At 60.0% G+C, this 13,023-nt stretch carries 11 protein-coding genes; 5 read left to right on the top strand and 6 right to left on the bottom strand.

Going from position 1 to position 13,023, the window contains the following annotated elements; all coding sequences use genetic code 11:
• The 4 genes from recC to DBR30_RS14255 all read right to left on the bottom strand — a co-directional run.
• On the bottom strand, positions 1-2,560 hold a 2,560-nt coding region (gene recC / locus DBR30_RS14270; RefSeq protein ID WP_258224434.1), incomplete at its 3' end, for an exodeoxyribonuclease V subunit gamma.
• A 257-nt stretch (positions 2,561-2,817) separates the two neighbouring features.
• Positions 2,818-3,210: a DoxX family protein gene (locus DBR30_RS14265; protein WP_005336513.1), complete on the bottom strand. Its 393-nt coding sequence runs from the start codon at positions 3,208-3,210 to the stop codon at positions 2,818-2,820.
• 39 nt (positions 3,211-3,249) lie between these two features.
• Positions 3,250-3,936: a pirin family protein gene (locus DBR30_RS14260; RefSeq protein WP_108541868.1), complete on the bottom strand. Its 687-nt coding sequence runs from the start codon at positions 3,934-3,936 to the stop codon at positions 3,250-3,252.
• Positions 3,937-3,966: 30 nt separating this feature from the next.
• The gene (locus DBR30_RS14255; RefSeq protein ID WP_013723379.1) at positions 3,967-4,299 is read right to left on the bottom strand and encodes a hypothetical protein; all 333 of its coding nucleotides are present in this window, start codon (positions 4,297-4,299) and stop codon (positions 3,967-3,969) included.
• 258 nt (positions 4,300-4,557) lie between these two features.
• Between DBR30_RS14255 and DBR30_RS14250 the strand changes: the two genes are divergently transcribed.
• Both DBR30_RS14250 and DBR30_RS14245 read left to right on the top strand, forming a co-directional pair.
• Positions 4,558-5,472 (top strand): LysR family transcriptional regulator, encoded by a 915-nt coding sequence (locus DBR30_RS14250; protein ID WP_108541867.1) that lies wholly within the window; start codon positions 4,558-4,560, stop codon positions 5,470-5,472.
• Positions 5,473-5,571: 99 nt separating this feature from the next.
• Complete coding sequence (locus DBR30_RS14245; protein WP_019446736.1) at positions 5,572-5,991, top strand: hypothetical protein; 420 nt, start codon at positions 5,572-5,574, stop codon at positions 5,989-5,991.
• Positions 5,992-6,169: 178 nt separating this feature from the next.
• On the opposite strand, the gene DBR30_RS14240 is transcribed toward DBR30_RS14245, so the two are convergent.
• Positions 6,170-6,520 (bottom strand): hypothetical protein, encoded by a 351-nt coding sequence (locus DBR30_RS14240; protein WP_005355311.1) that lies wholly within the window; start codon positions 6,518-6,520, stop codon positions 6,170-6,172.
• Between the two features lie 199 nt (positions 6,521-6,719).
• Here DBR30_RS14240 and DBR30_RS14235 point away from each other — a divergent pair, with 199 nt between their 5' ends.
• The 3 genes from DBR30_RS14235 to DBR30_RS14225 all read left to right on the top strand — a co-directional run bounded on the left by DBR30_RS14235 (position 6,720) and on the right by DBR30_RS14225 (position 10,366).
• A complete protein-coding gene (locus DBR30_RS14235; protein WP_058053585.1) occupies positions 6,720-7,442 on the top strand; it encodes a response regulator in 723 nt (240 codons plus the stop codon).
• A 33-nt stretch (positions 7,443-7,475) separates the two neighbouring features.
• Positions 7,476-8,837 (top strand): ATP-binding protein, encoded by a 1,362-nt coding sequence (locus DBR30_RS14230; protein WP_047435114.1) that lies wholly within the window; start codon positions 7,476-7,478, stop codon positions 8,835-8,837.
• Between the two features lie 140 nt (positions 8,838-8,977).
• Positions 8,978-10,366 (top strand): transporter substrate-binding domain-containing diguanylate cyclase, encoded by a 1,389-nt coding sequence (locus tag DBR30_RS14225; protein ID WP_108541348.1) that lies wholly within the window; start codon positions 8,978-8,980, stop codon positions 10,364-10,366.
• A gap of 67 nt (positions 10,367-10,433) precedes the next feature.
• Here DBR30_RS14225 and DBR30_RS14220 read toward each other — a convergent pair whose 3' ends face one another.
• A complete protein-coding gene (locus DBR30_RS14220; RefSeq protein ID WP_181363589.1) occupies positions 10,434-12,386 on the bottom strand; it encodes a ligand-gated channel protein in 1,953 nt (650 codons plus the stop codon).
• Between the last annotated feature and the right edge of the window lie 637 nt (positions 12,387-13,023).

The following is a 13,023-nucleotide window of genomic DNA, read 5'->3' as shown; positions in this document are numbered from 1 at the left end:
CCTTGAGGCGGCGGTTGAGGAAATATTTGGTGGGCTGGCGATAGAAGCGCAGCAGCTCCGCCAGCTCCAGCCCCTGCTCCTTGCCCCATTCGGGCGGGAGAGGCAGCTCGCCGCTCTGGAAGTTGGCCGCGCCGCGCACCGGATTGAGGGCGGGCAGCCAGTCGGCGGCATAGGTAAAGAGGCGCGAACCCGCCTCCGGGTAGAAGTAGTTGCGGCTGTAGGGGGTGAGCGGGTGCGCCACCATCAGGTGGTTGAGCAGCCGCTTGCCGGAGGTTTCGTCGTCCAGATCCTCATCCCCCGCCAGCACAAAGCCCTGCCGCACATAGTCGATCAGCTCCGCCAGCAGCACCGACGGCACCTTGTCGCTGTTGTCCTGCGCGCTGAAGCCCTGATAGCTGATATAGAGCCCCTGCTGAGCGCTGAGCAACGCCTCGAGGAAGAGGTAGCGGTCATCATCGCGACGGGAGCGATCCCCACGCCGCGACGCTACCGCCATCAGATCGAACCCCATGGGGGCCAGGGTGCGCGGGTAGACGCCGTCGTTCATGCCGAGCAGGCAGACCTGCTTGAAGGGGATGGATCGCATCGGCATCAGGGTGCAGAAGTTGACCTGACCGGCGAGGAAACGCTGACTGGAGCGTGACTCCCCCAGCACGCTGCCGAGGTAATCCTGCAGCAGGTCGGCGGTAATGGGCTGCTCGAAGCGAGCCTCGCCAAGCCGGGTCTGCCACTCGGCCAGCTGGCTGCGAATAAGCTGAAGCTGACGCTCTTCATCCTCGTCAGTCAGATAGAAGCGCTCCAGCAGCGCCAGCAGACAGGCGTTCCACTCGGCCAGCGGCTGCGCCTGTTGCAGGCGGGGCAGAAACTCGGCCAGCGAATCGACAAACCAGGCGAGCTTGCCAAGTGCCAGCCCCTGCTGACCTTCGATATCGGCATAGGGCAAGATGCCCGCCACCGGCTCGCCATCCCCCATGGCAAAGCCGAGCAGCATGCGGCGCAGGCCGAACAGCCAGCTGTTGCCGGACATGGGCGGCAGATCGAAGCGGACGGGGTAGCCGTCATCCAGCCCCCAGCGGATGCCGGTCTCCTGCACCCAGACCCGCAGCTGGTTGAACTCGTCGTCATCCAGCTCGAAGCGGCGCAGCACGGCGGGCACCTCGAGAATGGCGAGCAGCTCCCCTGCCCCGAAACGGGCGTTGGGCAGCCTGAGCAGGGCGAGGAAGCTTTGCAGCAGCGGGCACTCCTGACTCACCGCCCGATCCGAGACCGCAAACGGGATCTGGCCGCGCGCGCCAAATACCGCCTGAATGTAGGGGCCGTAGCTGTTCACATCCGGCATCATCACCACCACATCTTTCGGGGTGAGGAACGGGTCCTGCTCGAACAGCGCCAGCAGCCGGTCGTGCAACACCTCGAGTTCGCGCATCGGGCCGTGGCAGGCGTGGATCTGCAAGGATCCATCCGCCGGATCGATGGGGCTCTTGTGGTGGCTGCTGTCGAGATCGAACTGACCGGCGCCCCGTTCGGCCAGCTCCAGCACATCCTTCTGGATAGCGCGCAGCAGGCTGACATTGCCTTTGCCATCCACCTCGTCGATATCGACGAAGGCCTCGATTTGCGGCACCTCCAGCTCCATCAGCTGGTGCAGGTAGTCGCGCCCCAGCTTGCCCATGGAGGCGAGCAGCGGGTTGGCGGGGCCCTGCAACGTCTCGATATCGGTGCCGGGTTTGAGCTTGTTTTCGAGGCGCGCCAGCGTCTTGCGATCCAGCAGATCCCCCCAGTAGTAGCGGCAGGGGTTGGTGACGAACAGGTGCACCTCCACCTCCGGCCGACTGCCGAGGGCCAGCAGCGCCTCCACATAGCGCGGCGGTAGCGCCGAGATGCCGAACACAAAGACCCGCTGCGGCAGCTTGCCCGGCAGTTCGGCGGTACGCGCCAGCTCGTGGATAAACTCCTCGTAGAGGTTGGCGCGGTGGTAGCCACTCGGAGAGAGCGCCAACGTGCGTGCCACCAGCTCGCGCCACAGCTCGGGCTGCCAATCCTGACCGCTCACCCCGGCCAGCTCCTGACTCAATCCTTCCCCCTCTTCCCAACGGGCGATCCAGTCCGGCCGGTAGACCAGATACTGGTCAAAGAGATCCGCTACCTTCTGGCAGAGCTGCCACAGCCGCACCTGCTCGGGATCCCTGGCGGGATCCTCCTCATCCCCACCGCCCAGATAGGCGGCGAGCGGGGCAAAGGCGGGGCGATCCAGCAAGGCGGGCAGAATGGTCATCAGCTGCCAGGTCATGGATCCCTTGTTGTAGGGGCTCTGGCGCGGCACATCCGCCAGCACCCGGGTGAACATCTCCCAGATAAAACTGGCGGGCAGCGGAAAGTCGATATTGGCGGCGATGCCGAAGGCTTTGGCCAGCTCCAGCTTGAGCCACTGGGCCATGCCCGGACTCTGCACCAGGATCTGCTCCCGATCGAAGGGGTGAGAGAGAGGGGCCTGCCGGATGCGGCTCACCAGCAGCTCTTTGAGCAGATCCAGCTGATTGGAGTGGTAGAGGGTAAACATGAGCAATTCCCGCCTGTGGATGAGAGGGGGCGAGGGAAAAGGCGAGCCATTTCCGTCACTTCACAAGAGAGGGAATTGTCGGGGATCGGGGGATAAGATGCAAAAGGCACTTGTGGCCAGCGGCAGGCAAGAGACGGAATCATGAAGGGCGCCGCAGATTTGGCTCGCCGCCTCACCGATCCGGAAAACGCAGACAGAAAAAAGCCGGTGCAGTTGCACCGGCCAAAAGGCATTGGAAAACTTGACTCTTCAGGGCATTACCAGTTTTTGCCGAGACGGGCATCCACACTGAATGCACCCGCACCAGCCGCCGCCAGGGCCAGAAAACCACCGGCCACTGAAACGTTCTTCATAAACATCAGCATCTGCATCTGTTCGGCAGGCTGATAGTGGAAAATAAAGGCAGCCATCAGGGTGAAACCGGCCAGCAGCACGGAGAGGCTGCGGGTAAAGAGACCGAGCACGACGGCAAGGCCACCACCCAGCTCAAGCAGGATCACCAGCGGCAACATAAAGCCGGGTACACCCATCGCTTCCATATAGCCCTGAGTACCGGCATAGCCGCCGATCTTGCTCCAGCCCGCCATTACGAACATCAGCGCCAGCAGTACACGACCCGCCAGCAGCGCTACATCTTTCATCTTGTCCATTTCATATTCCTCGTTTGTGTCACATCACCGCTGACTGCTTCAGGGTAGGTCAAATAACAGAGCTTGGCTGGCACTGGTCGCAACCAGCTCCCACCGGTATTCATCACGACTGAGTACCCCGTCGCCGGGTCGGGCAGCCAGACCGTTGGCGGTCAACTCCCCTGAAATCATCTGCAGGTAACCGTGTCGGCCAGCCAGTGCCCATTCGAGCGCCTCGCCCGGGGCCAGTTCCAGCCGCCATACGCGGGCCTGTTGGCGGATCCGCAGCGATCCCGCCTCGCCATCCGGTGACGCCACCAGCGTCATGCCCGGTCTGGACTCGATCTTCTTCTGCTGATATCCGGGTGGCGTGCCGAACTCGTTCGGCTCGATCCAGATCTGCAACAGGGAGAGAGGATCCGTCTGCGAGGGGTTGTACTCGCTGTGGCGGATCCCGCTGCCTGCGCTCATCAGCTGGAAATCCCCTGCCGGGATCTGCTCGGCATGGCCGAGGCTGTCCTTGTGCTCTATGGTGCCTTGCAGCACGCAGGTGAGGATCTCCATGTTGGCGTGAGGGTGGGTGGCGAATCCGCCACCCGGCGCAACCAGATCCTGATTGATCACCCGCAGTACCGAGTGCCCCATCCACTCCGGGTCATAGTAGTGACCGAAGGAGAAACTGTGGCGCGCGTCCAGCCAGCCAAAGTTGGCCTTGCCCCGCGCTTCTGCGGCTCTCAATTGCATCATGGTGTGCTCCTCATCTACCGGGACGGTTGATTAACGTTGTTTGCCGCTACCGATGCCGAACGGAATACGGTATTCACTGCTCTGGTCAGCCAGACTGACAGTCAGGTTGCCCTGGGTACGGCTCGGGATCCGCACCTGCTGGGTGCCTGTCAGGTTGGCGTGGACTGATGCCAGCAGATCGCCAGACTCGTCACGCACTTCCAGCATCGGATTGGCTTTGCCATCCATTGCGGCAGTGGCGTTCCAGTTCACAAACAGCACGCCGGGCATGGCATTGAAGTCAGCCGGTACGGAAGCTTGGGCGAAACCAGTGGTCATCAGGCCTGCAACGGCCAGCATCTTGATTACGTTTTTCATGTTCATTCACTCTCTTGTTTTATATGTCATTGCCAAGGCCTTTTCGGCCAGAATCAATGCATCCATGCAAGAGGTTATTCAAATAGTGTGTTGTTCTTTCACCGACATCAGACAGACCGATTTGGTGTGTCACAGTGCGGAACTACCCGCATATTTGGCCGCTCGACGTTCCTGCCTAAGCGTTGATTGAATATTAAAGTGACATGACCTAACTTGTTAGCGAGATAAACTGGCAAACATATTCAAAAAAATTGAAGGTGAGGAATGGCCAAGGAATCGAACAAGGAGCGGGCGCTGACCCTGGAGGCAATCCGGGTGCTGGATGCCATCGACCGCCGCGGCAGCTTTGCGGCGGCGGCCGACGAGCTGGGCAAGGTACCCTCGGCATTGAGCTACACGGTGCAAAAGCTGGAAGATGAACTGGATGCCATGCTGTTCGACCGCAGCGGCCACCGCACCAAGTTCACCCCGGCGGGGCGCATGCTGCTGGAGCGCGGCCGGGTGCTGCTGGAGGCAGCCGAGCATCTGGTGGGCGAGACCCGGGCGCTGGCCCGCGGCTGGGAAACCGACATCACCATCGCCGTCGATGCGCTGGTCCCGGTGCAGGCCCTCTACCCCTTGGTGGAGAAGCTGGCCGAGCAGACCGATACCCGACTGCGGCTGCGTGCCGAGGTGCTGGCGGGTAGCTGGGAGTGCCTGGAAGATGGCCGTGCCGATCTGCTTATCTCCTCCATCAATCCGGACATCATGATGACCGGCATCAAGCATCAGGTGATCAAGGACGAGGTGATGCTCTACGTCGCCCATCCCGATCATCCGCTGCATCAGGAGCCCGAACCCTTGGCCGACGAAACCCTGCGCCGCTACCGCGCCATCGCGGTGGCCGATACCGCCCTGCGCAAACCGGTACTTACCTACCGCCTGCTGGACAAGCAGCCGCGCCTCACTGTCAGCACCATGACGGAGAAACGGGATGCCCTGCTGGCAGGGATCGGCGTCGGCACCATGCCACAAAGCTGGATTGAGGAGGACATCAAGGCCGGTCGGCTCAAGGTGATCAGCCCCGAGTACCGCCATCAGCTGCAGGTGGTACTGGCCTGGCGCCGCGATACCATGGGCAAGGCCAAAAGCTGGCTGGTGCGGGAGATACCAAAACTGTTTGCGACTGGTGAGAAATGAGATCCAGTTAACAGAAATGTTAATTGCATGCCTCACTTGACGCCCAATATCTTTGCTGATTTCATAGCCGCCTCATTGAACCCATGGAAGCTGTAGAAAATGAAAAAGAGTTTGCTGGTTGCCCTCACTACCCTGCCCCTGTTTGCCAATGCCGGCCTGATGGATTCGCTGACCGACAGCGTCACCAGCAGCGTCAAGGATGCGGCAAGCACTGCCGTATCCGGTGCCATGGACAGTGCATCCAACGAAGCCATCAAAAAGGCTCTGGATATCAAGGAAGGCGGCTCCAACAAGCAGGCAGTCAAAGAGAAGCTGGGCGCTCCTGCCACCACCAAGACTGAATCCGGTCTGGAAGTGTGGACTTATGATCTGGATGCCCTGAAGAAGGCTTCTCCGCTGCTGGCAGAGACAACCACAACCCTGCTGAAAGATACCGATGCCGCCAAGAAAAACGTGGTCATCAAGTTCGAAGGCGAAACCGTCAAGAAAGTAGAGCTGACCGACAAGGCTCAGGGCTAAGTTCGCTCGTCCGGAGGAGTGGGCTGAACACCCGCATCGGTACAGATAGCAAGAGGGGGAGCACCGGGCTCCCCTCTTTTATTGGCAATCACCAGCGTTCAACCAATCTGCTGCTCAACGCAGTAAGCGTAAAAAAGGGTGGTCTCGGCCACCCTTGGGTTGATAACAGCAGGCGCTGTTACTGGTTCGCTTCGGCGAACTGCTTCATCGCTTCGGCGTGCTTGGTCATGCCGGCGGCACGCTCGTTGAGCTTCTTGATGAACTCCGCCTTCTTGGCCGGATCTTCAATACGGTCATAACGTTGCTGCAGGTTGGCCTGGATCTGCTCTGGGGTCATGTTCTGCATGCGGGCCATCTTGTCGTGGCGACCACCGTGGTGTTTGCCACCCATCATGCCGCCGCCGTCCATCGGGCAATCCACCATGGCACCGGGCTGGCCGGTGGGGGCTGCTTCACTGGCTGCATAGGCGCCCAGCGGCAGGCCAAGGATCAGGGTAGCGGTCAGCAGGGTTTTGGTCAGCTTTTTCATGGTCTATCTCCTGTAGGGATGATTCTGGTTCGGCGCTCTTGCCTTGCCCTCAAGTAAACACCCTATCGGTGTCTGAACTTTGCCAGCATCGCCCTTTTTTGTAGCAGAGTGTGGCATCGTGCGGATCTGGCACACTTTGACACAAACCGCCGGGCGGATTTTCGTATACTCGTGCCAACGCCAAGCAGGGGAGGTATTCATGAACCAGGGCAACACCCACATTCTGGTGGTCGACGATCACAGCGAGATCCGCGATCTGTTGAAGCGCTTTCTGGAACAGCACGGCCTGCGAGTCAGCTGTGCCCGGGATGGCAAGGAGATGAAGCGGCTGCTGGAGGAGCGGGAGTTCGACCTGCTGGTGCTGGATCTGATGATGCCGGGTGAAGATGGCCTGACCCTCTGCCGCGAGCTGCGGGTCAAATCGAACCTGCCCATCATCATGCTGACTGCCATGGGAGAAGAGACCGACCGCATCATCGGATTGGAGATGGGGGCCGACGACTATCTGGCAAAGCCTTTCAATCCGCGCGAGCTGCTGGCGCGCATCAAGGCGGTGATGCGCCGCACCCAGGCCGAGACCCAGCCCGCCACCGAGACCCTGACCCGGGATCTGCGCTTCGATCGCTGGCTGCTCGACGTCAATCGCCGGGAGCTGGTCGATGAGGATGGGGTGGGCCTGAGCCTCTCCACCGCCGAGTTCGATCTGCTCAAGGTGTTTCTGGAACGCCCGCAGCGAGTGCTGAGCCGGGATCAACTGCTGGATCTGGCCCGTGGCCGCGAGGCGGTAGCCTTCGATCGCGCCATCGATACCCTGGTGAGCCGCCTGCGCCGCAAGCTGGAGCGGGATCCCAAGAATCCGGAGCTGATCAAGACCATCTGGGGTGGTGGTTATATGTTCTCGGCCGACGTGACGCAGGTTTAAGCAGTGGGCACCTTGCGACGACTGTGGGCACGGATGTGGCCCAAGGGGCTGACCGGCCAGATCATTCTGGTGGCGCTGGCGGGGTTGATCCTGATCCAGCTGCTCAGTATCCAGATCTACCGCACGGATCGGGAGGAGGCGCTCGGCTTCGTCAACAGCCGCAACGCCATGCAGCGGATCATCTCGGTGGTCAGGCTGCTCTCCCTCTCCCCCCCGTCCCTCTATGACGAGATCCTCAAGGCGAGCCGCAGCGAGACCCTGCTGCTGCGCCTCTCCGACGAACCGCTGCAACCGGATAACCGCAGCCCCCGCTTCGAGCAGCTGGTGCGCTCGCGCCTCAACTATCCCCCCGGCCTCACCGTCGAGATCAGCGCCGAGCTGAAAGAGGATACTCAGCGCAGCAAGGCGTGGGAACATCATGCCCGCATGATGCGGGATCGCAAGGGGCCGCCCCCGCCGCGGGATATGCGGCTCTATGGCTCCATCGAACTGCCGCAGGGGGGCTGGTTGCAGTTCAGCTCGCTGGTCGACAAGGAGGCGGGCAGCTGGTCGTGGCAGACCACCTTCAACCTGATGCTGGTCGCCAGTCTGGTGATCGGGCTGATGGTGCTGCTGTTTCGCCGCGCCACCCGCCCGCTCAAGCAGCTGGCAGGCAATGCGGAGCGGCTCGGACGGGGCGAGGATATCGAGCCCTTGAAAGAGGAGGGGCCGACCGAGATCCGCGAATCGATTCAGGCCTTCAACCGGATGCACACCCGGCTCGACCGCTTCGTGCAGGACAGAACCCGGATGCTGGCGGCCATCTCCCACGATCTGCGCACCCCCATCACCAGCCTGCGGCTGCGCACCGAGTTTCTGGCCGATGGCGAGGACAAGGAGCGCATCCAGCAGACCCTGCAACAGATGGAGCAGATGCTGGCGGCCACCCTCAGCTTTGCTCGCGAGGAGGGGCAGCAGGAGGCCACCCGCGAGCTGGATCTGGTCAGCCTGCTGGTCAGCCTGTGCGATGACTACGCCGATACCGGCCAGCCGGTCACCTGTCTGGCGGAGGGCAAAGAGGTCTACGCCTGCCGGGCCAACACCCTGCGCCGGGTGCTGCAGAACCTGATCGGCAACGCCATCAAATATGCCGGCAGCGCCGAAGTGTCGCTGGAGCGGCGCAAGGAGGAGCTGTTGATCCGGGTCTGCGATAACGGGCCGGGGATCGATCCGGCGCGGCTCGAGGATGTGTTCAAACCCTTCGTGCGGCTCGACGAGGCGCGCAACACCGAGTCGGGCAGTGTCGGGCTGGGGCTCTCCATCGCCCGCACTCTGGTCCATCAGCACGGCGGCGAGCTGACCCTGCTCAATCGGCCACAAGGAGGGCTGGAGGCGCGGATCAGCCTGCCGCTGTAAGTAGTCACTCTATCCGCCAGCCTTGTCATGGCGCCATTTGCATCATGCAAACCTCATCATTTGAGCACTTGTTCTTCGATCAGAAAGACGGTGATAATCGGTGACCACGTGACGATATACGGCAACGGATTGGAGCAAGGATGGCCTCTTCCAGGACAGGAGTCATAGTCAGTATCGGGTGGGGGCTCCTGCTGCTCGCCCTTGCTCTGCCTGTCTGGGCCAAAGCCCCGGAAGAGCCGATCATCATTACCAACTCCAAAGCCTGGCAGCCCTTCTCCTATATCAATGAGTCGGGCCAGCCGGATTGCCTGCTGATCGATTTGTGGCGTGAATATGCCCGGGTGACCGGCCAGAAGATCGAGTTCAGGCTGGTCGACTGGCAAGGCTCCCTCGACCTGCTCCATGAGGGGAAGGCGGACGTTCACGCCGGACTGCTCTGGTCACCGGAGCGGGACAAACTGTTCGACTATGGCCGCCCTCTCGCCCAGCTCGACTCCCAGCTCTTCTTCTCGAGCGAATTGCGCGGCACCGATGTACATTACTACCTGCTCCATGAAACGGTCGGAGTGGTAGCCGGTGGCTACGAGGAGTATTACGCCAGACGCTACTTCCCCGGCACCAGACTGCAGACCTTCGACGACAATGACACCCTGCTGGCGGCGGCTTTTCGGGGTGACATAAAAGCCTTTATCGCCGATCTGCAGGTCGCCAACTTCTACATCTATACCTCGGACGATCCCATCCGCTTTATTCCGGTTCGCCACCTCTATACCGACCAGATCCGCTTTGCAGTGAAAAAGGGCGACCTTGCCCTGTTACACCGGCTGGAAGAGGGATTCGCCAAGATCAAAGAGAGCGATCGGGAGAGGATCATCCGCAAGTGGATGCATGTCGAAACCGTCTACCCCATCCATCTCGGTCCCTGGCTACTGTTTGCCGGAGTGTTAATCATGGTGGCCTACATAGTGCAACTGCGCCGCGCTGTTGCCAGCCGCACCACCGAGTTGAGCCGAGCCAACGCCAGACTGGAGAAACAAGCCAGTACCGACCCCCTGACCGGCCTGCTCAACCGACGGGCATTCATGCCCGCCATGGAGCAACGAGTGGCAAGCGGGGCTCCCTGTGCTCTGCTGCTGTTCGATGTGGATCACTTCAAGGAGACCAATGACCGCTTTGGTCATGGCATCGGGGATCTGTTGCTGGAAAAGCTGGCCACGACTGTGACCAACCTGTTGCCCGAAGAGGCTCTGCTGGCTCGCATCGGCGGCGAGGAGTTTTGCCTGCTGCTGCCGCTGGCCACACTGGCAGAGACAGAGCAATGGGCCGAGCGCATCTGCCTGGAGAGCAACCGACAAACCCTGCACACCAGCAGCGGCGAGGTGACCCTCTCCATCAGCACCGGGGCAGTCTGGGTAGCCGCAGAGAGAGAGGCTGATGCCGACCAGCTACTACGGCAGGCTGACGCCCTCATGTATCAGGCCAAGGGACTGGGGCGCAATACCTGGCAAACCGGCCCCTATCAGGCATAGCCCCCTGACGGACGTGCAATAAAAACGGCCGCCATCGGAAGATGGCGGCCGCATAACAGGTTCCCTATCAGAAGTTGTAGGTCACGCCCAGGTTGTAGCGGCGACCATCCAGCACAGTGCCATAGCTGCTGTAATCCACCGTCTTGTCGAACAGGTTGTAGACCCCGGCGGTCAGATCCAGATGCTTGTTGGCCTTGTAGACCAGGCCCATGTCAAAGAAAGTGTAGGAAGGTGTTCCCTCCGCCATCTTGACCCGACTCAGGTACTCGGAGGTCTCGCCACGGAAGTTTACCCGTGACCAGAGGCTGAGATCCTCGGTGGTTTGCCAGTCAACACTGCCGTTGAACATGTGACGGGGCATCTGGTTGAGGGCATGACCCGCCAGTGGACCACTCTTCTGTTCGGACTGGGTAAAGGTGTAGCTGGAGCTGACCGACCAATCCTCGTTGATGGCCCAATCCATCATCCCCTCGACACCGCGCATGTTCGCCTTATCGACGTTGACCCGATCACTGATGAAGTCATAGCTGTGACCATTGAGGGTGCAGGCGGGATCGCTCTTGCTGGTACAGCGACGCACTTCGGAGATCTTGTTCTTGAAGTCGGTGTTGAACAGGGTAACCCCGGCGTTGAAGCCCTGATGACCGTTCCACAGCAGAGCTATCTCTTCACTCACGCTGGTCTCAGGTTTGAGCTCCGGGTTGCCGACCAGCATGCCATCCAGGCTACCACCTCCGGTGACCTGACCCCAGTTGGCCGCCGACATCCGCAAGTCAGGGGAGCGGTAACCGGTTGATACGCCCCCTTTCAGGGTCCAGCTATCATCCAGATGCCAGACGCCGTAGAGGCGCGGGCTCCAGTGAGAGCCGTAATTCTGATCCCGATCCATGCGTGCGCCACCGGTGAGGGCAAAGCTGTCAGTGAGTGACCACTCATCCTCGACAAACATCGCCCAACTCCAGCGGGTCAGCTGCTCGGCAGGGTTGGCCACTTTCAGGGTATTGCCCTGATCGTGCAGATCCTCATAGCGATACTGACCACCGACACTCAGGTAGTGATCACCCAGAATAAATTGGGTATGGGTATCGGCGATGGTGTTGGTTAGCTCCATCTTGCGGCCGGGATTGGTGTTGGTCTCCTGCTGCAGATAGCTGCTGGAAGAGCCGAAATCATACTGGCCATCATGGGTCAGCGCATAGTTGGTGCGCTCGTATCGGTTAAGGCTATCTTTCGCCTTGGCAGCCAGCGAATTGCCGGCCGTGCGATCCCGATCCTGCAGACTGCGACTGGCTTCCAGATCGAAGCGGTTATGGTCATCAGGCTTGAAGCTGAGCACCGCCGTGCCACTGCGAGTCTCCTGCTCGGCAAAACCCTGGATAAATTTGTCTTCACCACGATGGGCGAGCTGACCATTGAAACGCAGCCCCAACACGCCATCGATCAGTGAACCTGCGGTATAGGCATCGGTCTGGAAACTGTTGCCAGCATCCTTGTTCTCCTGGAAGGTAGAATCAGCATGAACCGAGCCCTGCCAGGCCAGACCGGTGGTCTTACGGGTAATGACGTTAATCACGCCCCCCATGGCATCGGAACCATAACGGGATGACATAGGGCCACGGACGACCTCAATGCGCTCAATCGCCTGCAGTGGCGGCAGCCAGCCCTGCTCGATACCCGGACCATCGCTGTTCGGGCGAGTGCCACGGCTATCCACCTTCTTGCCATCAACCAGCATCAGGGTGTATTTCGACCCCATACCGCGAATGCTGATATCACTGCTACTGCCACCGCCGGTCACCACAACACCGGGCACATCCTTCAGGGCATCGGTCACATCGCGATAGGCCCGCTTTTCCAGCTGCTCACGGGTAATCACGGAGATGGAGGCAGCAGAGTCTTCAATCTTCTGCTGGAAGCCGGAAGCGGTGACGACCATCACCTCTTGTTCGGCAGCATAGGCCTGGGTCGCAAGAAGGGAGCAGATCAGCAAGGCAAGCTTGTTCGGTTTCACTGTTGTCATGTTTTAGCCTGAACATTATTAGTAGGAAGGTGACGTATTCCCTTACTTCACTCATTACAACGCCCTGGCATCCGGCCAGACGCAGCATTAGAAAAGGCTCATTTGAAAAGCACTTTATTAATCAGCCCGCATTGTAACGACCCCACTCCGATCATTCAAACAATAATCATTATCATTTATATCGTGTGGCATTCCTGCTGCAAAACAGCTCATTCTTGATAAGAGACTGTTTTAATGGAATAAATCCATAAGCAAAAAAGGGATTAGACAAACAAGTGGAAGCGATGACGTACCGTTGCAAGATGGCCTGATTTAATCCTCAAGCTCTATCAGCTCGCAGCAGAACAATGTGGCCAAGATGGGATGTGCTGCGATACAGAGGTGGAAATAGTAGCAAGAACGCCAATAGGGGAAGGTATTGGCATCGTGGTGGGATGTCGGCAGCTCACCAGCACAAAACCGGTCGTGAGACTGGGCTTTGTGTTCGTTCTGGTGAGCAAATCTGGAGGTACTGGGAAAAAACCATAGCAAAAAGGCCTTCCCATCAGGGAAGGCCTTCAAATTAGTGGCGGAGCGGACGGGACTCGAACCCGCGACCCCCGGCGTGACAGGCCGGTATTCTAACCGACTGAACTAC

Origin of the sequence: Aeromonas sp. HMWF017, assembly GCF_003061465.1 — a bacterium.
Lineage (GTDB): Bacteria > Pseudomonadota > Gammaproteobacteria > Enterobacterales > Aeromonadaceae > Aeromonas > Aeromonas veronii.
Note: the sequence above shows the minus strand (reverse complement) of the source record. Positions and strands in the feature narration are given on the sequence as shown.